This is a genomic window from Exiguobacterium sp. s149 (genome assembly GCF_018618395.1).
Taxonomy (GTDB): domain Bacteria; phylum Bacillota; class Bacilli; order Exiguobacteriales; family Exiguobacteriaceae; genus Exiguobacterium; species Exiguobacterium chiriqhucha.
Map to the genome: position 1 here is coordinate 205,992 of NZ_JACSLZ010000002.1, position 24,342 is coordinate 230,333.

Annotated in this window: 23 protein-coding genes; 12 read left to right on the forward strand and 11 right to left on the reverse strand. The window is 52.1% G+C overall.

The window, feature by feature from the left end; all coding sequences use genetic code 11:
• Positions 1-30 precede the first annotated feature (30 nt).
• Both KNP81_RS04285 and KNP81_RS04290 read left to right on the forward strand, forming a co-directional pair.
• A complete protein-coding gene (locus KNP81_RS04285; protein ID WP_214718656.1) occupies positions 31-759 on the forward strand; it encodes an AzlC family ABC transporter permease in 729 nt (242 codons plus the stop codon).
• Positions 756-1,058, forward strand: coding sequence for an AzlD domain-containing protein (locus KNP81_RS04290; protein ID WP_214718657.1), 303 nt, complete (start codon positions 756-758; stop codon positions 1,056-1,058). The genes KNP81_RS04285 and KNP81_RS04290 overlap by 4 nt, the downstream gene beginning before the upstream one ends.
• A 36-nt stretch (positions 1,059-1,094) precedes the next feature.
• Here KNP81_RS04290 and KNP81_RS04295 read toward each other — a convergent pair whose 3' ends face one another.
• Together KNP81_RS04295 and KNP81_RS04300 are read right to left on the reverse strand one after the other, a co-directional pair.
• On the reverse strand, positions 1,095-2,573 hold the full coding sequence (locus KNP81_RS04295; RefSeq protein WP_214718658.1) for an HD-GYP domain-containing protein: 1,479 nt from the start codon (positions 2,571-2,573) through the stop codon (positions 1,095-1,097).
• 112 nt (positions 2,574-2,685) lie between these two features.
• Complete coding sequence (locus tag KNP81_RS04300; RefSeq protein ID WP_214718659.1) at positions 2,686-4,473, reverse strand: mechanosensitive ion channel; 1,788 nt, start codon at positions 4,471-4,473, stop codon at positions 2,686-2,688.
• Positions 4,474-4,696: 223 nt separating this feature from the next.
• On the opposite strand from KNP81_RS04300, the gene mgsA reads away from it, so the two are divergent.
• The 4 genes from mgsA to KNP81_RS04320 all read left to right on the forward strand — a co-directional run bounded on the left by mgsA (position 4,697) and on the right by KNP81_RS04320 (position 7,348).
• Complete coding sequence (mgsA, locus tag KNP81_RS04305) at positions 4,697-5,110, forward strand: methylglyoxal synthase (RefSeq protein WP_214718660.1); 414 nt, start codon at positions 4,697-4,699, stop codon at positions 5,108-5,110.
• 90 nt (positions 5,111-5,200) lie between these two features.
• Positions 5,201-6,010, forward strand: a complete 810-nt coding sequence (locus KNP81_RS04310; RefSeq protein WP_251130268.1) for a hypothetical protein — start codon at positions 5,201-5,203, stop codon at positions 6,008-6,010.
• 113 nt (positions 6,011-6,123) lie between these two features.
• Positions 6,124-6,639, forward strand: a complete 516-nt coding sequence (locus KNP81_RS04315) for a YflT domain-containing protein (protein WP_029596367.1) — start codon at positions 6,124-6,126, stop codon at positions 6,637-6,639.
• 13 nt (positions 6,640-6,652) lie between these two features.
• On the forward strand, positions 6,653-7,348 hold the full coding sequence (locus tag KNP81_RS04320; RefSeq protein ID WP_214718661.1) for a YflT domain-containing protein: 696 nt from the start codon (positions 6,653-6,655) through the stop codon (positions 7,346-7,348).
• A gap of 48 nt (positions 7,349-7,396) precedes the next feature.
• On the opposite strand, the gene KNP81_RS04325 is transcribed toward KNP81_RS04320, so the two are convergent.
• Genes KNP81_RS04325 through KNP81_RS04335 form a run of 3 tightly spaced genes read right to left on the reverse strand, consistent with a single transcriptional unit; the run spans position 7,397 to position 10,683 of the window.
• Entirely contained in the window at positions 7,397-8,359 is a 963-nt protein-coding gene (locus KNP81_RS04325) for a 2-hydroxyacid dehydrogenase (protein WP_214718662.1), read from the reverse strand.
• Between the two features lie 50 nt (positions 8,360-8,409).
• The gene (locus KNP81_RS04330) at positions 8,410-9,552 is read right to left on the reverse strand and encodes a YcjF family protein (RefSeq protein ID WP_214718665.1); all 1,143 of its coding nucleotides are present in this window, start codon (positions 9,550-9,552) and stop codon (positions 8,410-8,412) included.
• A 12-nt stretch (positions 9,553-9,564) separates the two neighbouring features.
• Complete coding sequence (locus KNP81_RS04335; RefSeq protein ID WP_214718671.1) at positions 9,565-10,683, reverse strand: GTPase; 1,119 nt, start codon at positions 10,681-10,683, stop codon at positions 9,565-9,567.
• A gap of 81 nt (positions 10,684-10,764) precedes the next feature.
• Between KNP81_RS04335 and KNP81_RS04340 the strand changes: the two genes are divergently transcribed.
• Both KNP81_RS04340 and KNP81_RS04345 read left to right on the forward strand, forming a co-directional pair.
• Positions 10,765-11,151, forward strand: a complete 387-nt coding sequence (locus KNP81_RS04340) for a VOC family protein (protein ID WP_214718672.1) — start codon at positions 10,765-10,767, stop codon at positions 11,149-11,151.
• 95 nt (positions 11,152-11,246) lie between these two features.
• A complete protein-coding gene (locus KNP81_RS04345) occupies positions 11,247-12,047 on the forward strand; it encodes a formate/nitrite transporter family protein (protein WP_214718673.1) in 801 nt (266 codons plus the stop codon).
• Positions 12,048-12,098: 51 nt separating this feature from the next.
• Here the strand turns inward: KNP81_RS04345 and KNP81_RS04350 are convergent, their stop codons facing one another.
• Positions 12,099-13,562 carry an alanine/glycine:cation symporter family protein gene (locus KNP81_RS04350; RefSeq protein WP_214718674.1) on the reverse strand — a complete coding sequence of 488 codons (1,464 nt, stop codon included), beginning with the start codon at positions 13,560-13,562 and terminating at the stop codon, positions 12,099-12,101.
• A gap of 420 nt (positions 13,563-13,982) precedes the next feature.
• Here KNP81_RS04350 and KNP81_RS04355 point away from each other — a divergent pair, with 420 nt between their 5' ends.
• On the forward strand, positions 13,983-14,957 hold the full coding sequence (locus tag KNP81_RS04355) for a hypothetical protein (protein WP_214718675.1): 975 nt from the start codon (positions 13,983-13,985) through the stop codon (positions 14,955-14,957).
• Positions 14,958-15,008: 51 nt separating this feature from the next.
• Here KNP81_RS04355 and KNP81_RS04360 read toward each other — a convergent pair whose 3' ends face one another.
• From KNP81_RS04360 to KNP81_RS04380, 5 genes are all read right to left on the reverse strand, one after another.
• Positions 15,009-15,176: a hypothetical protein gene (locus tag KNP81_RS04360; RefSeq protein WP_021067950.1), complete on the reverse strand. Its 168-nt coding sequence runs from the start codon at positions 15,174-15,176 to the stop codon at positions 15,009-15,011.
• A 1-nt stretch (position 15,177) separates the two neighbouring features.
• Positions 15,178-15,381, reverse strand: coding sequence for a YwbE family protein (locus KNP81_RS04365; RefSeq protein ID WP_021067949.1), 204 nt, complete (start codon positions 15,379-15,381; stop codon positions 15,178-15,180).
• A gap of 64 nt (positions 15,382-15,445) precedes the next feature.
• Positions 15,446-15,781, reverse strand: coding sequence for a hypothetical protein (locus tag KNP81_RS04370; protein WP_214718677.1), 336 nt, complete (start codon positions 15,779-15,781; stop codon positions 15,446-15,448).
• Positions 15,782-15,828: 47 nt separating this feature from the next.
• Positions 15,829-17,526 (reverse strand): glycoside hydrolase family 13 protein, encoded by a 1,698-nt coding sequence (locus tag KNP81_RS04375; protein WP_251130269.1) that lies wholly within the window; start codon positions 17,524-17,526, stop codon positions 15,829-15,831.
• A gap of 141 nt (positions 17,527-17,667) precedes the next feature.
• Positions 17,668-18,423: an alpha/beta hydrolase gene (locus KNP81_RS04380; protein WP_128123028.1), complete on the reverse strand. Its 756-nt coding sequence runs from the start codon at positions 18,421-18,423 to the stop codon at positions 17,668-17,670.
• A 384-nt stretch (positions 18,424-18,807) separates the two neighbouring features.
• Here KNP81_RS04380 and KNP81_RS04385 point away from each other — a divergent pair, with 384 nt between their 5' ends.
• From KNP81_RS04385 to KNP81_RS04395, 3 genes are all read left to right on the forward strand, one after another.
• A complete protein-coding gene (locus KNP81_RS04385) occupies positions 18,808-22,314 on the forward strand; it encodes a chitobiase/beta-hexosaminidase C-terminal domain-containing protein (protein WP_214718679.1) in 3,507 nt (1,168 codons plus the stop codon).
• A 110-nt stretch (positions 22,315-22,424) separates the two neighbouring features.
• Positions 22,425-23,630, forward strand: a complete 1,206-nt coding sequence (locus tag KNP81_RS04390; RefSeq protein ID WP_214718681.1) for an NAD(P)/FAD-dependent oxidoreductase — start codon at positions 22,425-22,427, stop codon at positions 23,628-23,630.
• A 49-nt stretch (positions 23,631-23,679) separates the two neighbouring features.
• The gene (locus KNP81_RS04395; RefSeq protein WP_214718683.1) at positions 23,680-24,342 is read left to right on the forward strand and encodes a hypothetical protein; all 663 of its coding nucleotides are present in this window, start codon (positions 23,680-23,682) and stop codon (positions 24,340-24,342) included.

A 24,342-nucleotide genomic window follows, 5' to 3' on the forward strand; every position in this document is an offset into this window, starting at 1 on the left:
TTAAATCATCTATGAAATGGAGGAGGTCTCATGGCAACCCCGGTCTCTCAAATGACACCGATTCCGAATAAGGACGCCTTCCGTTCTGGCATGCGTGCCGGCATTCCCGTCGCCGTCGGCTACATCCCGATTGCCATCGCCTTCGGCCTGCTTGCGAAATCATTCGATATGCCAAACGTCATCACGCTTGCCATGTCCTTATTCATCTTTGCCGGTGCCAGTCAGTTCATCGGTGTCCAGTTGATTATGGCCGGTTCGATGTATTGGGAGATTATCTTGACGACGTTCATCCTGAACTTACGGCACTTCCTGATGTCGGCGTCGTTGTCCCAACGTCTCGAGACGACCTCGAATCGATTTCTGGCCGCCATCGCGTTCGGCGTGACCGATGAGACGTTCAGTGTCGCCTCGACGCGTGACGAGTCGACGCGCGGCCACTTTGTGCTCGGGCTAAACATGATTGCCTTCTTGGCTTGGAACGTCGGGACATGGATTGGCGTCTTTCTCGCCTTCGGCTTGCCCGCCTCGGTCCAAACGAGTATGGGCATCGCCTTGTACGCCATGTTCATCGGCCTACTCGTCCCATCCCTTACCCGCAAACCGGTCATCGTCGTAGCTGCAATCGCCGTCTTGACTCAAGCCATTCTCTACTTCGGCGTCTCTCCATTCATCCCGCTGTCGTCCGGTTTGAGCATCATCTTGGCCACGATGGTCGCAGCCGGCATCGGCGCTTTCGTATACAAGGAGGATGAGGTATGATCAGTCTGTTTTTGCTCGTCCTTGCCATGGCGTTCGTCACATACATCCCGCGGCTCGTTCCGCTGCTTTGGCTCCGGGACGTCAAGTTGCCGCCGCTCTTGAAGCGATTTTTACTGTTCACGCCTTATGCGGTGCTCGCCAGCCTGATTTTTCCGGGCATCCTACAGGCGACGAACAGTCTCACGTCCGCTTTAGCGGGTGGGATGGTCGCCGCAGCGCTCGCATTACTCCGGGCCAACTTGATGCTCGTCGTCATCGGCGGCATCGCCGGGGTGTATCTCGTTGATGCGTTTCTCTAACAAACAAGTCCGCCCGATTTGGGCGGACTTGTTTGTTTAGGCAGAGACGGCCTGACGTCGTAATTGAACGAACACGTCGACGAATGCGGCATCCCACTGGGTACCACGTCCACTCTCGAGAATCGAGAGTGCTTTTTCGACAGGCATCCCCTTCCGATACGGACGGTCCGATGTCATGGCGTCATACGCGTCGGCAATCGCCATGATGCGACCGAAGAGCGGAATACGTTCTCCGACCAATCCGTCCGGATATCCGCGCCCGTCAATCCGTTCATGGTGAGACCGGACCCCGGCCATAATCGGTTGCAGTGACTCGGGCAAGGCGATTTGATTCAATATATGAATGCCGATTGTCGGATGCTCTTGAATCTGGGCGAACTCATGGTCCGTCAACTTTCCTTCTTTCAACAGCACATCGTCACGAATCCCAATTTTCCCGATATCGTGTAGCAACGCCGATTTGCGGAGCAGTTCAATCTGTTCATTCGGCAACTGAAGTGCCTGCGCCAATTCGACTGAATAGGCGGCCACCCGCTCAGAATGTCCGGCCGTATACGAATCGCGGGCATCGAGTGTCGCGGCGAACAAAACAAATAGGCTATTTAACAGTTGTTCGTTTTCCTGATCACGGTACGTGACGTTCGTCACCATTTGGTTGAACCCGGTGACGAGTTGGGCGAACTCATCGGAGTAAGGGTTGTCGATTGTGTTCAACCGCCCGGCATCCAATGCGGCGACCCCTTCGGTCAAGGCCCCGATTGGACGCTTGATGTTGTCATACAACAAAAAACTACTGAACGTCGCAACTCCGATGATGACGACCAAAATCAAAGCCGCCCACTGCCAATACGCATCGGCTTGTTCTACCGCCGACAGCTGCACTCCTGACGCTAAAATGAACAATGCGACCGGGAAGACCCCGATGACGAGCATGCTAATCAACAACTTCGTTCGGACGCTGATGGACCGATACGTCGCTTGCAGCGGACGTTGATGCAGGCGATGGCTCATCTCTTGCAATTGGAGCAAGAGCGTTTCCACCGACCGGTACGTCAAAAAGAATTCGATAAGCGCGTGTAAGATGGCAATCAAGATGGCGCCGAATGCCGCCAAACCAATCAACCGATACGGGAGGTCGATCCAGCCTTGGTGAATGGCGAACGCCGTCAAACTCATCGCTGGAACGGATAACCCGAATAAGTGCGGACCAAGAATCCGCTTTACCGTCAACGTTGGAAAGTGACTCGTCTGATTGAACGCTTGTTGTAACGCCTCATAGGTCGGTGCATCCGTATGGAACACGTGATAGATAGGACGAATGTGACGCCGATAGAGGAGTAATTCAAGCCCAATCATCGTCATGCCCGACAACCCCATGATGACGGCCAAGATGAGCATCTCGGCCGGGGAAAGACTGAGCGTCTGAAAAATAAACAGACCCCCGACCCCAAACACAGCGATGCCTGATCCCCATATGTAGTTCATAATGAGCGTACGTTGAAACTGTTTGAACATATGTATGTCACTCCTGCCTTCTTACCGACCTGTTTCTTATTATATCGACAAAAGTGACACTATTTTACAGCAAAACAAAACGGGCCCCTGTACAGGGACCCGTCCTTCACTGTTATGGACGAAGTGGACCTTCGTTGTCATCAAGTGAACGGTTATCTTGATCTGGTGTGATGTTGTCATGGAACGGGTTCGGCTCTGGACCGTCTACGTTCGTCACATCAGATTGTGGGGTTTGGGGACGATTCGTTTCGCGTTTCAACTCTTGTTTCGTTTGATTCGCTTCACGTTTCGACTGCTCCACACCTTGTTTCGCCTGTTGCTTCGCAGCTTCGGCTTCTTGATTCATTTGGGCTTTTTCTTGCTCGAGACCTTCTTTCGATACTTCTGTCTCATCAATTCGTTTCTCCGCTTTCTTCAAGTAGCGAGCTGCTGTCTCGCGTCCACCAAGACCGAAGGCAAGACCGAAGGCGAGGGCAACTGCACCGAGGATGAGCAAGAATGCCGTATTGACGATCATTGGCGCGATGCCAAGTTGGCTGATTGCCATGAAGAAAGCGATTCCAAGAATCGCGTATTTCGCGACGTGGCGCAAGACGCTCGGTTGGCCAGCTCCATCTACGAGCACGCTACCGACGAGACGCTCTGCCATGTTCGCGAGCCAGAAACCGACCGCCAAGATGACGATGGCTGCGATGACCATTGGCAAGTATGCGAAGATTGCTGTTGCGAGCGAAGCCATAAAGTCGAGGTTCGCGACTTGAAGTGCCTCTGATACGAACAACAAGATGATGATGATTTGAACGATGGTTCCGATGACTTGTGCAATCGATGTCGATGATGTTGAGCGGCCACCGAGACCCATTTTGCTAGCGAGTGAGTTGACGCCCAAGTTCTCAAGGAGAGACACGACGACACCTTTCAACCACTTGGCAATAAACACACCGGCGAGAATCAAGACGATTGCCACGATGATATTCGGAATCATCGCCAAGACATCATTGAGCATCGAGATGGCCGGATCTGAAATTCCACGAACATCAAGTGCTTCAAGCGCTGAAATCGTGACCGGAATCATAATCAAGATGAAGACGATCGTTCCAACCGCTTTTGCGAGACTTGACCCTTTCACGTAATCAGCCAAGTGAAGTTTCTCGGCGAAGCGGTTAAGACCTGCCGCTTCCAAGAACTTCGTCAAAATATCGCGGACGATTTTCGCAACGACATAACCAATCGCGAAGATAAGGGCTGCAGCGACAAGTTTTGGAATGAAGGCAAGGAAACTGTTCAACAAGTCTTCAAACGGACCGCTGATGCCTCGTAACCCAAGCGCATCGAGTACCGCTGGAAGAGCTAACAATAGGACAAGGTAAAAGACGATATTGGCGACCGTGTCAACCCATTTCGTCTGATTGACACTAGTCGACTCTTGGCCTGTCTTCTCCATCAACTTGTTCAAGTTGAGACGATGACCTGCCATTTGAATCCCTTTCTTCAAGAGCGTGGCGATAATCCATGCGACGAGCAGGATAAGACCTGCTTTAATCACGCCTGTGATCAAGCCAGAGAAGCCGGCATAGATTTGACTGAACGGTTGAGCGACAGCTGGTACGTTCAAGAATTCAAAGATAATTAAGAATGCGAGAAGCAGTACGCCGAAGAAGACGACTTTTGCGATGATGCGTTCAGGCGTCCACCGCTTTTCCTCTCTTCCAGGCTTTCCGGGTTCACCTTCTTGTTTTACCCCTACACGGTCGTCAAGACGTGCTTTGCGAAGCGCTTTGCGCGTCACATTTTCAAGAACTTTCGCCAAAATGAATCCGACGACAAGAATGACCAAGGCAAGCAAAAGCTCAGGCAGCCATGACATGAATGTGTTGAAGTTATAAGTAGTATCGTTCATTTAACATCTTCCTCCAATCTCTTTTTGAAATGATTTCATTTATTTGACTCTTTGTATAAATACCAACATTTTCATCTGCCTAAACCTTGCTATTTCCTATTCCTCTATAAATCATTCTCGTCAAAACGTTTTTTAGAAAGTGCTCTTATAAGAAAGAAGTCGTGTCTTTCTCCAGTAAATGTGATACGAATTAAAAGAAGAAGTCTTTTGAGGAGGAATCAAGATGAACATCGCCCTGATTGCCCACGATAAGAAAAAAGATGATTTGATTGTGCTCGTAAAAGCCTACGCCCACGTCTTGAAACAACATCAATTATTCGCGACCGGCACAACCGGGAAGCGCGTCGCCGAGGCGACCGGTTTACCGGTCCATTGTTTTCAATCCGGACCGCTTGGCGGGGACCAAGAAATCGGTGCCGCCGTCGCCCGAGGCGAGATAGACATGATTATTTTCTTCCGTGACCCGTTGACGGCCCAGCCGCACGAACCCGATGTGAGCGCCTTGATGCGTCTCTGTGACGTGTATTCGATTCCGCTAGCGACGAATATGGGAGGCAGTGAGATTCTCATCCGCAGCATCGAACAAGGGGACTTCGAATCATTGACGCTATCGCATAACGACCCACCCCCGGAATAATCCAACTATGAGAAGAGAGGAATTTTTCTGAAATCACACGTATCGAACGACCCAATCGTTCAACAGTTTTACGATCAAGTCCGAACGCACTTGCACGACCTGCTCAATGATGAGACGAAAGCCGATCGGTTGCTCGACAGTTTAGCGGGCTATATTCGACAAGCGGAAAAGAACGAACAGTCGCTAGAGGGGCTGACCAAGCAAAACCCGAAGGACTATGCCTTATTCTTAATCGAACAACCGACGACGAACGAAGAGTATCGCCGTCGCTACCATACGATGATCGAGGCGTCAGAAGAATTGAAATCGCATGAGAAAACTCAAGCCAATCGGGAATTCGACTGGGCCATCGATCGGCTCAACGACGTCCAGGTCAAGCTTCAAGATGTCGAGATGCGTGACGTCTCCTTTTTGGCCTATACAAAAATCGAGGCCATCAAATCATCGCGTCGCGTCTGGAATCAATTCGGTTGGCTGCTCGGCATGATTTTAGCGTTCGCTTATGCGAATCTGTTGCTCGTTATGGATGACGTATTCAGTTTGCGCTTGTTCACGGCACCGGCCACGCCTTATCCGCTCGACTACTTCGGATTCGTGCTCCCAGTGTTGTTGACTGGTGCCGTGTTTGGACTTTTGACGCGGTTTCGCCATCACTTTCAGACGTTAGGACGACGGATTCTATTCGCCTTGCTCATCATTGCCGTATACGTCGGGTTCGTTTTACTGACCCAGCCCATCCTGTTCTCGCTCGGATGGTCATTCTTGATTCAATTGACGCCTGTGTATGCGCTCATTCTGCTCGCGATCAGTGGATTCATGGCCATGTGGACACTCGTCGAGTTCGTTTGGAAGAACACGCGATGCCATCTCGGAAACGAAACATTGATGATTTATTATTGATGACGCCATTCTCGCCTTGAGATGGCGTTTTTTGTTTGAACCTTTGTTAGAACGGAAATTACTAATAGCGTGACGTCGATTTAACAAATAAACGATTACGAAGGAGGCACAACATGTCGGATCGCAAAATCATTGGGTTATTCCATAATGAGCAAGAAGTCATGGATAAGGTGAATGAACTCAAGCAAGCTGGGGAAGCAGAGAAAAACATGCACGTCGTAGCCAAGCGGGATGGGGAAATTTCTGCCTTGCGTTACCACACCGATGTGAACGCCGAATCGGGGATTCGTGATGTCAACTGGTTGGACCGTGTGAAAGCGTTCCTTCACGGAAGCGACCGCATTCGCGATGAGTTGAGAAACATGGGACTCAGCGACGCGGAGGCTGAAGAGTATTACACGTCAATTGATGCCGGCAAACTATTGCTTTACATCGATAAGCATTCATACGAACGCTATCCGAACATGTATAAAAAAGATAGTGAGCTCGATCATGATAAAGGGGAGGAAGCGGATGGCATCGCCTTCGACGCGAAACCGTTCAATGATCATGACGAGGAACCGCGCGGCACGAAAGAGGACCCAATCGTCCGCGGACATTCTGGCTTAGAAGACCATCGCCGATTATAAGGAGGAAACCAACATGAGTGAGAAACGATTCATCAGCATGTATGACACGCAAGATGCAGCGCTCGGCAAAGTCGAGGAGTTGCGTGCGAAAGGCTACAAAGATTCAGACATCTATGTCGTCGCCAAGCATGAGGACAATGTCTCAATTTTGCGTCGTCAGACAGACGTCCATACCGAAGCGTCGCACCATACCGGATGGTTCGATAAAGTTCGGGCTTTCTTGAGCGGGCATGAGGATGTACACGCGGGACTTCGAAACATGGGCTTGAGCGAAGAAGAGGTAAATCGCCACTATAGCGACGTCGAGGCCGGAAAAATCTTGATTTATGTGGACGAAGATTTCGAACGTCGCCACAATGAAGGACTGACGGTCGATTCCACGCCTTATAACGACTCGAGACACGACTCGAGCCATCAAGGCCACCATACGGCTGATGGTCTTGAAATCGATTCGACTCCATATAATGAACGGAAACATGCCACACATGATGCGAGTCGTTCTGACCGCCCGTCATCTGATGGCTTAGAGGTCGATTCGAAACCGTTCAATGAATCGGTCGGTGATGACCCGAACCGAGCCGTCGACCCTGAACAAGATCGCTTGGATAAAGAGTCCGATATAAACGACCGCGAGAACAAATTGCGCGGACTCGATGATCGGGCACTTCGTAACGACTATGAAGATCCGGATAATATTCGCCGTTTCTAATCCACGGATGCAACAAGGACCTGACCGCAACCCGGTCAGGTCCTTGTTTTACGTCAAACGGTTCTTCGGTTCTTCCCCATCAAGCACGTTCATGATGGCTTCTCGATTGAGCGCCATCATCGCGAGTCGGGTCTGAATCGAGGCGCTGCCGATGTGCGGAAGTGTCGTCACGTTCGGGAGTGTCAAGAGCGGATGGTCCATTGCCACCGGCTCTTTCGCAAACACGTCGAGACCGGCCGCCCAAATTCGCTGTTCTTTTAACGCCTCGTATAACGCCGTCTCATCGATAATCTCGCCACGGGCGACATTGATGAAGATGGCAGTCGATTTCATTTTAGCGAACTGTTCCACCCCTAGCATCCCACGTGTTTCCTCGGTGAGGGGCGCAAGGACGACGACGAAATCGGATTGTTCGAGCAGTTCATCGAGTTCCGCGTAGACGAACCCGTACATCGATTCCGATTCATGCCGTCGCGTCCGATTATGGTACAACACGTCCATGTCGAAGCCACGGGCCCGGCGTGCGACCGCCTCGCCGATACGTCCCATTCCGATAATCCCGAGCTTGGCCCGATACAAGTCCATACCGACGTACCCCATCGGCGTCCACGACTTCCACTCCCCGGCCCGTAAATCACGTTCCGCTTCCCCAAGCCGGCGTGCCGTCATCATCATCAGTCCGAAAGCGAGGTCGGCCGTCGTCTCGGTCAACACGTCTGGCGTGTTCGTCACGATAATGCCACGTTCTTTCGCCGCCTCGATATCGATATTGTTATAGCCGACCGCCAAGTTCGAGATGACTTCGAGCTGCGGGGCTTGCTCCATCAGTTCCCGGTCAATCGTGTCACTGAGCATCGTCCAAAGCGCATGTGCCGACGCCGCTTCTTCCACTAACACGTCACGCGGGACACTCTTCGCTTCTTCTTCCCACATGCGGACCTCATACTTGTCCCGTAGCGGTGCCACAGCCTCTTCCGGTAATCGTCTCGTGATGTAAATTCGTTTCTTCATGTCGTTTCCCCCTTTTGTCTCGTCTCGACCAGTGTATCAAACCGGTTCAATCAAGACTTCTTTTTCGTCACTGGATTTTGTTCCATGAACTTTTCGAACAACGAGCCAAAGTCACTGTCGAGCAGTTGCTCAATCGTCTTCGATGAGTCCATCGCGTTCCGGTACGCGACTTCGTTGATGGCGAGGCCGATCGCCCACGTGATGCCTGATGCGACAGTCGCATTGATGACGCTCGCCGCCGCGTTCGCCCCCGGGAAGAATTTCATAACGTTCAGTAAAATCGTCTTCGAGAGCGCCCGTCCGATTTGCGGGATGATGGTGCTGCCGATCAGCGTCTTCAGCATATCGTCGTTCGCTTTCACGCCCCAGTAGCGGAACAAGTGAACGCTCATCGTCACTTGAATCGGTGTGAGCGCGATCGCATCAGCGAACGGAAGCGGAACGGCGGCCGCCGTTCCGGCACTGGCGACATAACCCGAGATGATGCGGTTCGCCTTCTTCCGCTTCAATTTGAGCATCGCCTCACTCTCGGCATGAATCTCCATGAGCAACCCTTCTTGGAGCGAGTGATCGAGCTGTTCGACCGACCACGTGACAAGACGTTCCCAATCGAGATGGGCCCGTAATTCCGGATCATTCAACAGCTCGGCGGCGACGCTGACTTGGAACACGGCCTCTTCAGGTACCACATCCATTAATTCCTGTCGGAGGGCCGTGAGCTCATCTACATCGACTTGGTCGATTTGTGTCAACAGGACGGCGACCGATGTCGCTTCGTTCAACTGTTTGATGAGCGCCCGGTCGAGCGGGGTGACCCGTTTCATCGAGGCGTTGATGACATACCAGACGAGATGAATCTGTTCGGCCGCCCCTTTCGTCTGGGCCCGCTCAACGAAACCGATGACTTCATCGGCATACGCTTGTTGCCGGGCGCTCCCGATTTCATATCCTTCACTGTCGTAGAGCACGATGGCGATCTCATCACTCATGAACTGATGAATCCCTCGCGTCACCGGTTCACCGGCGGCCACTTTCGTCAAGTCGCGACCGAACACGTGGTTGACGACGGAACTCTTGCCTGATCCGGTCGCTCCCGCGATTAAGATATTCGGTTTTTTGACTTTTCCGCGCAATCGGTCGAGCTCTTCCTTCAAATCGTACGTATCAAAATTGAATTTGGTCTGTTTATCCATGTCCGTTCCTCCTCATTGATTGAGCGTCCGGCCGAGCCGTCGCATCTCTTCCTCGAATCCGCGGTGCACGTCCAGCTCGATCGTCTGTTTGACCAGCTCGTACTGTTGATTGACGGCTTTCTTGATGCCGCGCTCCGCCGTTCGCCGTTTGAACGCCCAGTAAATGAAGTGGACGCCCGGAATCATGCCGAGCACCATCTTTCGGACGGTCCGGTTAAACGAATAATCAAACCCGAGCTCGACCCGACGCGTTTTAAAAACAAGGTCGGACGGGGCGCCGACGAGCGGGTAGCGTTCCATCAATTGAATATAATGCCGAACGCCTTGGGCCATCGCCGCCTCTGTCGTCTCAGCGGCCGCTTCGAGCGTTCGTTCCAAGTCTTTTTCGATTTGCCGGGCTTTCCAGCTGATCATCACTTGCGGGGTGATCATGCGAATCGTCTCAGCCGAATGATAGCTCCGGGCGCGCCACGCCTCTAATTCGGTCAATAAATGACGCGTCAAGTTATGCGGTAGTTTTCGTTCGACGTCTTTCCAAAGGTTGGTCCGATTACGTTGCCACACCGCTTCATAGCCGATATGCGGCACGACTTGTCCGCCGAGCAATTTCTTTTCGACACTGTTGACGCGAATCATCGCATCCCGTGAAATTCCGAGTTCGCGCATGAGCACGTCCTCCATCGCTTCCGCCTTCTCGACGTTCATCGCACTGTCTGGGTTATAGTTCGTCAAGATGATCGTCACATTGCTTCGCTTCGCGTAGAGCGGTTTGAGAATCGATTCGAGTTCGTACGCCTCGACGCGCCCCGAGTTGATCGAGAGTAAATAATAGATGGTATGGAACCAGTCGGCGATATCGAGCGCACCTTCTCGCTTGTTGACGATGGAGAGGACCGCTTCATGCCATTCGTCGGACCGGTCCGCTTCGAGTCCCCACGTATCGAAGAAACGGAACAGGATACCGCGCTCGAGATCGTAGTACTCGTATTCGTGAAGTCCTTCGGCCGTCACCGGGCTGCCGGCACGTGACTCGGCAACGTCACGCCCATAAATGTAATTTAAAAAAGCGCTCTTCCCGACCCCGGTCTTCCCGGCGATCAATATGTTCGAGACAAGCCCCGTGTTGTCCATATGGTTCCCCCTGCATTCGTTATATAATAACCATTATACTAAACGGACGCATTTGAAACGTCCGACGGAAGGATGAGACCGATGCTGCACCATGTCGAACTGTACGTTTCCGATTTAACGAAGAGTCTCAACGCTTGGGACTGGCTTCTCACCGAGCTCGGCTATACCGTCTATCAACAATGGGACGAAGGGCGAAGTTATCGCTTCGGCGCCACGTATCTTGTCTTCGTCCAAACCGAGGCCGACCACCTCGAACCGCCCTATCATCGTAAAAAGACCGGGTTGAACCACCTCGCTTTTCATGCCTCCTCATTGGAGCAACTCGAGCGACTGCGCTCAGAATTGCCTCAGCACGGATTCACGGAGCTCTATGCCGATCGATTCCCTTACGCCGGTGGTCCGAACTATATCGCTCTTTATTTCGAGGATCCCGACCGAATGAAAGTCGAACTCGTGGCAACGATGTGAACAGTTGAAACGGCTTTCAAAAAAGTTTGTGAAAACAATTGCAAACTTTCAGTGGACCTCCTAGACTTAAGTTGTCTAAAGGAGGCTGTGTTCAAATGGAAAAACAAGCTGTCGAGTATATGGAAGAAGCCGCCTATAAAAAAGCGACGCTGTTGCGTCATGCGTTCGGTCACTACGCACTCCGCTCCATCGTCGCCGGGTTTCTAATCGGTATTGGGGTCGTGTTTGCCTTTTCGGTCGGTAACATGTTCATCGATGTTCCCGGGACGATGCTGTTTGCCGGGATGAGTTTCTCGGTCGCCCTCGTCTTCATCGTCTGGATGGGCGGCGAGCTGTTCACGAGCAACACGATGTATTTGTATACGGGCGCGAAACGCGGACGTGTCGACTGGCGCGATTTGACGGCCGTCTGGGGCATCAGTTGGATTGGTAACCTCGTCGGTGCGCTTCTCCTCGTCGGACTCGTCATCGGGGCCCACAGCATGGGTGACGTCGACGCCGATCACCTGTTGTCGGTCGTCGCTACGAAAAAGATGGGCGGTGAGGCGTTAGCGATTTTCTTAAAAGGGATTTTGTGTAACATCCTCGTCTGTATCGCCATCTTCATGCCGCTGAAAACGAAGAATGATGTCGCCAAAATCATGCTGACGATGCTCCCGGTCGTCATCTTTTTTGCCGCCGGCTTCGAGCACTCGATTGCCAATATGGGCATTTTCGGGCTTGTGCTCTATTATGTCCCGTCCGAGGCGATTAACGTCAGTCTGGCGTTGCATAACCTCGTCTTCGCCACGCTCGGCAATATCGTGGGCGGTGCCTTGTTCGTCGCCGGGACGTACGTCCATTTGAACGCCAAGCCAGCCGATACGAAAATCGAATCCATCCGTCAACAAGCATAAAAAGACAGGGGCCCCGATGCGCAGGGCCCCTGTTGTTGCACATTGAACGAATTAACCTTTTGTCGTATCGGCAGCAGCCGCTTGGACTGCACCTTGTGCGACTTCTTCTTCTTCGACGTCCCAACATTCCGTGTTCTCGATGCCGAGTTTACGGGCCGAGAAGCGTGGGTTGAGCCCTTGGGCACGCTGCTCTTCGTAGTCGCGAAGGACTTTGAAGGCGACGCCACCGAGTAACGTGATGGCTGCAATGTTGATTAACGTCATCCCTGCCATGAACAAGTCAGCCAAGCTCCAGACGAAGCCGAGGCTTGCGACCGCTCCGATGAAGACGAACGCCATTGTCGCAAGGCGGAAACCAAGAACTGCGTTTTTGCTCTTCTTGATGAACTCGATGTTTGTTTCACCGTAGTAGTAGCTACCTGCGATTGAACTGAAGGCGAACAAGAAGACACTGACAGCGACGAACGCTGGCGCCCATGATCCGATTTGTTCGCTCAATGCATTTTGAAGCATGACGATTCCTTCTCCGTTACCGGCAGCATAGCTGTCTGAGAGGAGGATGATGGCCGCTGTTGCCGTACAGACGATCAACGTGTCCAAGAAGACACCGAGCGCTTGAAGGAAACCTTGTTTCGCTGGGTGTGAAACTTCAGCAGCTGCTGCCGCGTTTGGTGCCGAACCCATACCTGCTTCGTTCGAGAAGAGACCGCGACGTACACCCATCGAGATGGCTGCTCCGACCGATCCACCGAACGCTTGCTCAAGACCGAATGCGCTCTGGAAGATCATCGCTAACACGCCTGGGATTTCTGTGATGTTGACGACGACGACATAAGCGGCGATGGCCAAGTACAATCCAGCCATAATCGGTACAACGATTGCCGAGAAGTTGGCGACACGGTGTACACCACCGAAGATGACCAATCCAGTCAAGACGACGAGGATGGCTCCACCGACGACGGCATCGATGCCGAACGCGTTATCAAACGCGGCCGCGATCGTGTTCGATTGCACTGAGTTGAAGATGAGACCGAACGTCACCGCGATTAAGACGGCGAAGACGATACCAAGGGCCCGGTTGTTGAGTCCTTTTTCAATGTAGTATGCTGGACCGCCGCGGTACGCGACGTCATCTTTTACTTTATAGACTTGTGCGAGCGTGCTCTCAATCATCGCTGTCGCTCCACCGAGAAGCGCGACGATCCACATCCAGAAGACCGCTCCTGGTCCACCGACCGTCACGGCGACGGTGACACCGGCCAAGTTACCCGTCCCGATTCGTGTGGCTGCTCCGATGAAGAACGATTTCATTGAACTGATGCTCTTGCTGTCTGTGACCTCCGGTTTTTCAGCGACGACCCGGAACATCTCTTTTAAGTAACGGAACTGCATAAAGCGTGTCCTCACTGTAAAGTAAATCCCGGCTCCGACGAGCGCGACGATGAGAACATACGTCCATAAGATGTTGTTCATGTAATCGACGCTTCCTTGTAACATGCTTTGCACGGCTTCCATAAATAAGTTCCTCCCTGTTGTGTGAATCTAAAGTTGTTAAGATGTTTTATAATGTCTTGTTTTGAATTATACAAAGATTCTGACAATTATCAATAATTTTTTTATAGGTCAGTTCACACTTATTTCATATGTTATATAACAAAAGTTGAGTTATAGCTTTATTTAAAGCGCTTACAAAGTTATCTGAAAGAAATAATAAATCTTTATTTCCCTGCTGTATTTTGACGTCCTCATTCAACTTGTTTCAAACTATTCGCTTTGTGAATAGGTTTTAATGTGAATATTGTTTACATTTCTCATCTCGTTTGAATTATTTCCCTGATTTGCGACTGAACGCTAATTGACCGGGTAATAAATAACTATAGGTGTGCACCTTCTATAACACCACGTTCAGTCATCACGAGGAAAGAAGGGAACGAGATGAAGAAGCATCGAAAATGGTGGTCACTGTTGTTCGTGCTCATGTTCGTGCTGTCGCTCTTGCCAATGAAAGGAGTCGTTGCGGAAGAAAGTAGTAAACAATGGTGTGTGTCGACGACGTCGAGTACAACGATTTATGCGGGACAAAACATCCCGATTGGTACTGTTGACTTTGAGTTCGTTGCCGATGGGCTGAAAATCGTCATCGATTTGAATGACGGGGTCGTCTTACAGGATGTACCAGAAAACATCAAGATTGATTTCCGTTTAACGACCGAGTCTCTTGAGCGTGGAAGTCCCGGTGCATATGAATTCAAGATCAAATCACTTGTCGACCCGACACAGTTACTGATTCCGTATGCGAATCTCGCCGGTTACCTTGGAGTCACTGAATCCACGCTTTTGTCAGACGGATTCCAATTCAATGTTTTCCTCCACTTGGATACGGTCGTGAACGGTTCGAACGAAACAGCCTATCCGGGTGATCCGGGCGTCGGTACTCCTTGGGTCCGCTACGTCACGTTGACGGTGGAAGAATGTACGCCACCACCGCCACCAACGGACGACTATGATGTGTATACGATCGGTTTCTGGAAAAACACATTCAACTTCGACAAAGTAACGTTCTCGTATGGAACGTTCATTACACTCAACGGCCAAACCTATAGCGTGACTGACGACCGTGAAGCACTCGCCCTGCTCATGGATCCCGCGAAAAGAGGAATGACCGAAGAGAAACGATTGATTATGCAACTGACGACTGCAAAAATCAACGTCTTGTTAAACGGTACTGATGTGCTCGATCTCGAGCTCGTCTATGCCATAGACAATAGCGAGGTCGGGTTGACCGTCGGTGAATTGCTCGCCGGTGCGGACGCGGCGCTTGCAAGCAAGAACGTTGAACAGATGAAGTACTATCAACAGCTGCTCGACCACTTCAACAATGGCTATTTCATCGGTACGTCACATGACTGAACAAACCTGGACAAACAAAAAAGGCAGTCGCTCATTGTGAGCGGCTGCTTTTTAAACGCCTGTCCGTTTCTTCTGGTTGTTCGGCTTCTTCGTCAACTGGTTCGTCAACGGTTTCTGCTTCGTCCCACGAAGTCCTGTCGGCACTTTCGTCTCGTTTTGTTTCTTTTCAGCGAGTTTTTGCTTCATCGCCTCTTGAAAACTTAATTTCTTTTCAGTCATGTTATTCACCTCCAGCTTCGATCACTTTCACCCGACCGACCTGTCCATCGCTTAAGCGTACTTTAATGCCGTGCGGGTGACGCGGCGAGTTCGTCAAAATGTCTTTGACGACGCCTGACGTCAACTTCCCACTCCGCTGATCTTGTTTTAGGACAATCTGGACGTGGAGCCCTGGGCGAATGTCCGCGCGTTTCGTGCCATCCATACCCGACACCCCTTTCCGTATAGTCAACCTCTATCATATGCTCTTTTCCCGCGTTTGTCACAATCTATTCCACGATGCCGATTTGTCCGACCGTCCTCGTCAAATAACTTTGATCGGTCTCGAATCGGTTCGTCCCCTGTCCCCAAGCCGTCTCGACCTCGACGCGGCCTCGTTCGAACGAGATTGTCAAAATCACTCGCCCTGCCTCATTTTGTAATCGAGCCACTCCTTGCAACGCGTGAAAGGCATGGGTCAAATCCCGTGCAAATTGGACATACGCCTCCGTCCGGACCGTCTCGATGACTTGCGCATGGACGAGTCGTAACGTGTCGCGTGACGCTTCCGCGATGACGAACTCGAATATCGTCTCATCGTTTCCCATCTCTATTTGATGCTGCATCTTCCTACCTCCTAAAAAGACACCTTCGCCGGGAAGGTGTCTTCTTATTATAAGCGGTACAGTCTTGCCTCGAACGGACGCAGCATAAACGTGTCCGTCTCGATCGTCTCAGGATCCATCTCATTCGTTAACACGAGCGTCGCTTTGTCGAGACCAGGCAGCGTCGTCTCGGCAGGGTTTGCCGTCAGGTTCACGACGACATAAAACGTTTGTTCTTCAAACTTCCGTTCATAGGCGAACACTTGCAGATGTTCCGGCAACAAATCGCGGTAACTGCCGTACGTGAACGTGTCTTCCGTCCGACGAAGACGAATCATCGCTTTATAGAACGAAAGAATCGAATGGGCATCCTTCGATTGGGCGTCGACGTTGAGCGTCTCATACTCTTCATGAATCGGCATCCATGGCGACGCTGTCGAGAAACCAGCGTTCGGTGACGCGTCCCATTGAATCGGGGTGCGGACGTTGTCGCGTGATGTGCCCCATACGTGCTGCATCGAATCGATTTCGCTCATCCCGTTGGCAATCCGTTCGAAGTATTCATTTTTCGTCGCCACATCGTCATAGTCATGGATGGACGGAAGCGGCACATTCTTCATACCGATTTCCTGCCCTTGATAGATGAACGGTGTCCCGTGCATGAAGAAATACATCATACCAAGCGCAGTCGCGCTCTCGCGCCAATAGTGGTTCTCATCCCCGACGAGCGAGACGGCACGGACCATGTCATGATTCTCGATATAGAGAGCGTTCCATCCCGTCTCGAGTAGGCCTTGTTGCCACTTGTCAAAGATGCGCTTCAGCTTGACGACATCGAGCGGCGCCAGACGTGATTGCCGCATGATATCGACATGGTCGAAGTGGAAGGCCATGTTCATCGCTCCGTTCTCCGGCCCCATCCATAAATCGGCGGCTTGCGGTTCAATCCCGTTCGTCTCGCCGACCGTCATAATATCGTAATTGGCGAACGTCTCCTGCTTCATCTCTTGGAGATAGTCGTGGATGCCATCGATGTTCGAATACATCGAGAACGCCGTGACGTGCGGTTTTCCGTCTGGGGACGGCAACATCGTCTCGGTTGGCATCTTCTTGATGTGGCTGATTGCGTCGACCCGGAATCCGTCGATGCCTTTGTCGAGCCACCAGTTGATCATATCGTAGACGGCACCACGCACGTCTTCATTTTCCCAGTTCAAGTCCGGCTGTTTTTTGGAGAAGACGTGCAAATAGTATTGCTCGGTCGTCTCATCGTACTCCCACGCTGAACCACCAAAGATGCTCGCCCAGTTGTTCGGGGGTCCCCCATCCGTCCCATCGCGCCAGATATACCAGTCGCGTTTCGGGTCGTCTTTCGAGCGTTTCGATTCGACGAACCACGGGTGCTCATCGGACGTATGGTTGACGACGAGGTCCAAGAGCAGCTTCATGCCGCGTGCATGGACGGCTTTGAGCAATGCGTCAAAGTCTTCCATCGTCCCAAACTCTTGCATGATGTCTTGATAGTCCGAGATATCATAGCCGTTGTCATCGTTCGGAGATTTGTACATCGGACATAGCCAAATCACATCGATGCCAAGGTCTTCTAAATAATCGAGCTTCTCGATAATACCGCGGAGATCACCAATCCCGTCTCCGTTCGAATCTTTAAAGCTACGAGGGTAAATCTGATACGCGATCGCTTCTTTCCACCACGTGCGGGTGACCGTTTTTTTCGCCACTTGTTCTCTGCTGACCATTGACTCCATACGCCGCTTGCCTCCTACATCTCATCATTTATATTTTATATACTTGAACAGCAATACCTGTTTTAGGCTGAATCTAATACTACAATAGCACTTGTGCAAGCGTTTGCAAATAATGAGATATAAAAAAATGTAGTCCGGAGACTACATTTTCGGGGCTGTCGCAACTTGTTCACAGAATGCGCCGATGACGTCCGCTAACCGCTCCCGGTCATGGTCCATCGTCGCCACATGATACGACTGTTCGAGCACCTCTCGTTGTTTTGGGGCTTGAACAGTTTCGTACAACCACATCGAGTCCTCGGGCGGCACGACGTTATCGATGGCCGAATGGATGACGCACGTCGGCACGGTCACCTCGGCCGCCATCGGTCGCACTTCCTCGATGAGCGCGAGTAATTCCCGAATGGCTGACGTCGGCACTTTGTCGTAGACAATTTCATATACACCCGGCGCACAGATATCCGGTTCGTCTTCATCAATGAAACGACAGACATCGTCCGTGGCGTGACAGGCATAGCCTGGCACGGACAAGGCCGCATTGATAGTGACGATCGCATCGGCCTGCCCGGCTAAAGCGGCCTTCATCGCCAGCGTCCCGCCCATTGACTGCCCGACAACGATGACGTGTCGACATCGCTCACGCAAGAGACGGATACCGGCTTCCATCGACTCATACCAGCAGCGGCGTGTCGATTGCCGAAACTCTTCCGGATCCGTCCCATGTCCTTTGAGCCGCGGTGCGAAGACGGTGAATCCTTTCTCCATCAAGGCGGTTCCAACGTCACGCACACTTTGAGGCGTCCCGTTAAAGCCATGGCATAACAAGATGCCAATATCATTTCCTTCGTAATAAAACGCGCCCGCTCCCGGGATGACCGGATAAGTAATTGTCGTCATTCGTTTCCTCCCTATTTAATCCGAAGTTAACCGATACACTTAGTTGTATTAATGAATTGTAAGAGTTGCAACACGTCGCGTCAACCCGATTGCCTACTTGCTCAGTTCTCTTCATGTCTGTAATCAAACTGTAATATGAACTTCGCAATAAGTGGATTGAGTTCTGACGTCTGCTTGGTTATGTTTAACATGTAGTTGAAAAGTTGGTAAATGATAGTGAAATACGTCAAACGATGGGGAAGTACGATTATGTCTTCCTGGCGTCAAGTCGAGTAATGTAAGCGCTATCATTTTTTTGGATTAAGGGGGCATCCGCTCAAGCAAGTGACCACACGAACTGGGACATCGTATCGGCCATCTACATAATCAAAGGGAGACTAACACATGGGGAAACCACAAGCACGTTCATTCAAACAAATGACCGGCCTCGCCTTATCAGCCGGACTCATCGTCAGCAGCATGACGCCGATCGCGGCAAACGTACACGCAGAGACATTGAACGCTTCAGACCTATTCATCTCGGAATACGTTGAAGGGTCTAGTAACAACAAAGCCATCGAATTGTTCAATGGAACGAATGCGGCCATCGACCTCTCGGCCTATAGACTTGAATTGTATGCGAACGGAGCGGCCACTCCAGGCACGACGCTCAACTTGACAGGTACGCTCGAGCCAGGTGGCACGTATGTCATCGTCAACGCCAGCGCGAGTGATGCCTTGAAAGCGAAATCGAACACGACAAGCGGTGTGACGAACTTTAACGGCGACGACACGCTCGTCTTGAAAAAAGGGGACACGGTGCTCGACGTCTTCGGTCAAGTCGGATTCGATCCGGGTACGAAATGGGGAACGACGGTCGCCACGGCTGACCAGTCGTTGGTTCGGAAAGATACGATCACGACAGGGGATGCGAACGGCGCGGATGCGTTCGACCCGGCCACTGAATGGAACACACAACCAATCGATACGTTCACGAACCTCGGATTGCACACGTTCCAAGGCGTCGAATACGGCGATGGCGGTACGGTAGAACCACCGGCGCCTGTCACTCCGATTTCAATCAGTGACGCTCGTACGAAAGCAGAAGGTGAAACGGTCACGATTAAAGGAATCGTCACGGCGAAATTGGCCAATACGATTTCGATTCAAGATGCGACAGGCGGCCTCTCGGTCCGTCCGACGTCACTTGACGTCAACGTCGGTGATGAAGTCGTCGTCACAGGTGCCATCGGTTCGTATCGTGAATTGCTTCAATTAAACAGCGCCGTCGTCGTCTCGAAACAAGCGGCGAGCGTACCAGCTGCGCAAGTCCTAACTGGCGAACAAATCAATGAGGACGTCGAGTCTGAACTCGTCACCGTCAATAACGTCACCCTCTCAGGTAGCGGGCAAAACTTGACGGCCACGGATGGAACGAAAGAGTTCGTCGTGCGTGATGAGCGCGGCATTCTCGATTTACAGACGGACGTCAACTACTCGTCAATCACGGGTATCGTGCAACAGTTCGATAACACGTATCAAATCATTCCGCGCGACGTATCTGACGCAGTAATCGACGCATCGGTACTCCGTCCGGCAACAGCGAAGCCAGGTGCAGGCACGTTCGTCGGTCCACAAGACGTGACACTTTCGACGACGACAGCGGGCGCTGACATCTATTACACACTCGACGGGTCGGATCCGAAAGTGAACGGTACCCTTTATACGTCACCAGTCCGCATCGAGGAGACGAAAACGCTCAAAGTTGCCGTCAAATCGGGTGATGCGTTCAGCGCCGTGACGACGTTCGACTATAAAATCACGGACAAAATCCGCATTCATGACATCCAAGGCGCAAGCCACACGTCACCGATGAACGGACAGACTGTTGAAGGCGTCGAGGGCGTCGTCACGTACTCGTTCGTATCGATGGGTACCACGTATTACTATATCCAAACGCCTGACACGGAAGCCGACCAAGATGCACGAACGTCAGAAGGAATCATCTTGTATGGTGGCCGTTCAATCGCGGGCATCCAAGTCGGTGACCTCGTCAACGTGAAAGGTCTCGTCAGCGAGTACGCCATCGAAGGCTACAGCGACCGTCAACAGACGGATATGAAGATGACGCAAATCGATACACGCAACGGAAGTGTCAACGTCGTCAAGAGCGGTGTCACACTCCCGACGCCAGTGAAAATCGACGCGTCGAACTTGCCGACCGAGTTCATCGACAGCGATGCCCTCGCCGTCTTCAACCCGGACAAAGACGCCATCGACTTCTGGGAGAGCCTTGAAGGGATGCGCGTCGAGACGGGCAACCTCAAATCGGTATCACCGCAACAGAACGGCGACCTCGTGACCGTGCTCGAAGCAACACCGACCGAGACGTTCAACGGTGGTATTCTGTTGAAAAAAGATGATGCCAACCCGGAACGGATTCAATTCCGTCTCGAACCAAATGCCGACGCTCGTGATTTCGATGTCGCGACCGGTGACCGCTTCAACGGCCCGATCGTCGGTGTCGTTGGATACTCGTACGGCAACTATAAGATTCAAGCTGGTCTTGATGAGATGACGGCTGCCTTCGTCAAAGGTGATGCCAAGCGCGAGACGACGTTCATCGAAGCTGAAGAGGACAAATTGACGATTGCCTCTTACAACCTCGAGAACTTCTCGAACAACGTCAAAGAGACGTCGGACGAGAAAGCCCTCAAACTCGCGAAAGCGTTCGTCGAGGAATTGAACAGCCCGGACATCATCGGCGTGACCGAAGTCCAAGATAACAACGGGGAAGGTACAGGCGATTCTGCGGCCGATCAAAGCTACCAACGTTTGATCGACAATATCGTCTCGATTGGCGGCAAATCGTACAAGTACGTCAACATCGACCCTGAGTACAATAAAGACGGCGGCGCACCAAATGCCAACATCCGTGTCGGCTTCTTGTATGACCCGGAACGTGTCTCGCTCACAGAAGGCATCCCTGCCGGTGACGCAACGACAGCTGTCGGTTATGAAAACGGCAAGTTGACGCACAACCCGGGCCGCATCGACCCGCTCAACCCAGCGTTCAACAGCTCACGTAAACCGCTCGCGGCCCAGTTCGACTTCCAAGGCGAGAACGTCGTCGTCATCGCCAACCACTGGAACTCGAAAGGTGGCGACACTGGTTTCTTCGGCTCGAAACAGCCGGTCGTGCTCGGTAGTGAAGTCCAACGAAAACAAATCGCTCAAATCGTCCATGACTTCGTCGCTGACGTGAAAACGGACAACCCGGACGCGAACGTCGTCGCCCTCGGTGACTTCAACGACTTCGAATTCTCGGATGCGATGCAAATCTTCAAAGGCGACTTGATGACGAACATGGTCGAGAAAGTCCCAGCTGTCGACCGTTACTCGTACGTCTATCAAGGGAACTCGCAAGTGCTCGACCATATCCTCGTGTCAAACCGTTTAGCGGCGACGACCGAAATCGATATGATTCACGTCAACGCTGACTTCACGGAAATGTCGGGCCGCGCCAGTGACCACGATCCGGTCCTCGCACAAATCGACCTCACTCCGGAGCCAGAAGTGGAATTGACGCGTTACACAGTCGAGAACAACAAGGCTGCACGCCTCGTCCTCCAAGATGACTTCATCGGCGTGACGATCGGTAAAGGCACGAACTTCAAGAACGGCATCTTCGTACGCGGCGCCTACACGGAATTGACAGGTGACCCGCTCAAAAACATCGTCGTTCAAGTGAAACCGAAAGAAGCCGGTGCCATCATCGACTTCGACGGCGCAACTGTCAAAGAAGTAATTGTCGATGGAACGAACTTGGCTGAAATCCGTGGCGCAGAGAATGTGAAACGGATCAGCTACACGAAAGGCGCATCCGCGAACACAGTCGTCATCAAAAAGTAACGATTGAATCGAATACGCAAGCCGCAGACAGATTGTCTGCGGCCTTTTGCGTTTTCATTCGTGAAATTCGGGGATTAAGTAGAAGATGCTGATTATCGGAGGATGACGTTATGGAGATGCACAACGGGAACTTATATTGGCCGACCACAGAATCGGAACAGATCGTCTTACAAAAACCGATCAAGAAAGAGCGCTACGACGTACTCGTCATCGGCGCGGGCATGTCGGGAACGCTGACAGCCTATACGCTTTACAAAGACGGTGTCGATTTCGCCGTCATCGACCAAGGGAAAGTAGGAGCCGGGAGTACGGCCGCGAACACAGGACTCATTCAATACTCGAACGACATTATGTTGCACGAACTGGCCGACCAAATCGGTGAAGCGGATGCCGTCCGCTTCTATAAACTGTGTGCCGAGGCGGTCGATGCGCTCGATGAGGTCGCCGAGACGGTTGACGCCAAAGACGTCTATATCCGGCGCGACAGTCTTTGCTTCGCCAGCAGCGAGGCAGATGTCTCCAAATTGAAACGGGAGTATGAGATGCTGACGAAACACGGACTCGCGGCCGAATGGCTCGACCGGGAGGCGTTACAAGACCGCTATCCGTTCGATAAACCGGCCGGCTTGATTACGAACGGCGATGCCGAGGTCAATCCGCTCACGCTCAGCCGTCAGGTCGTCCGCTACTTGTCGACCCAAAACGTCCCGATTTTCGAAGAGACGGACGTCACAGAAGTCGTCGCCGATGGAGACGACTGGCTCGTCTTGACCCCCGCGGGAACGTTCAAAGCGGGCCACGTCATCTTTGCGACCGGTTATCGCCCGGCCCCGCTCCTCGACACGCATCGGATCGAACTCAACCGTTCTTATGCGATTGCGACGAATCCCGTTCCTGACTTCGACGAGTGGGAAGGTCAGGCGCTCATTTGGGAAACGAAACGGCCGTACCTCTATTTACGGACGACCGTCGACGGCCGCATCATCGCCGGCGGACTCGATGAAGAAAAAGCAGAAACCCCGCATAGCGAGGCACTCATTCAAAAACGGGCCGAACGATTGCGCCAAGAAGTCGAGGCGCTGTTCCCGATGTATGATTTGACAGTTGAATACGCCTGGGTGGCCCTGTTCGGTGAGTCAATCGACCAACTACCCTTTATCGGGGAACATCCGGACCGTCCGAACCTTTATTATTTACTTGGATATGGGGGCAACGGCACGGTCTACAGCATGTTAGGTTCTAAAATCTTGAGCGAGTTGGTCCGCGGCATCGACAATCCAGATGCTCGAATCGTACGATTAAATCGGACACGTTAATCCCCTGACATCAGGGGATTTTTTATACATACACATTGGAGTGAGTGAAATGACAACAAAACAAAAACCAAAATGGGTGTATCGGCTGAGGCGCGCTCTTCTCTTCATCCCCGCCATCGCCATGACCGTCTACGTCTGGCCGCACGAGCCAGCCGAAGAAACGACCGACGAAACCGTCACGCAAGCAGAGGCAACAGACGACGAGCAGCGCTACACGATTGAAACGAGACAAGCTGTGACAGAAGACAAGGCCGTCCGCTATACGTATGACATCGTGGTCCACGGACAACCTGACGTCGAGACGCTCCAGTCCATCAGTCAGGATGTCATGGACGAGGTGACGGCGCGCGATACGTTCCAAGCCGCCCTCCTCCGCTTTTATGATCACGAAGCCTATATCGGTACTGAATCGCCACTCGGCGAAGCCGTATTCGCCCCTGAAGGCGATTGGAGCCTGGCGGACACGGTCCAACCCGGCGCCTATGAAGAGATGTCGTTCGGCTGGCAGTTAAAAGAGAAGGAATGGGACACACAACTGTCAGATGAAGAAGCACGCGTTTGGCAAGCCTGGAATCGCGTCTACGAGGCCGAGCAATCGGACGACCCTGACTTGAAAGCGAAAGTGACCCGTACCGTCTCAACGAAATATGATCTCAATCCCGAAACGGTCCAACGTATCGTCTTGAAACAGAGTGTCTGGGCCGCATTATAA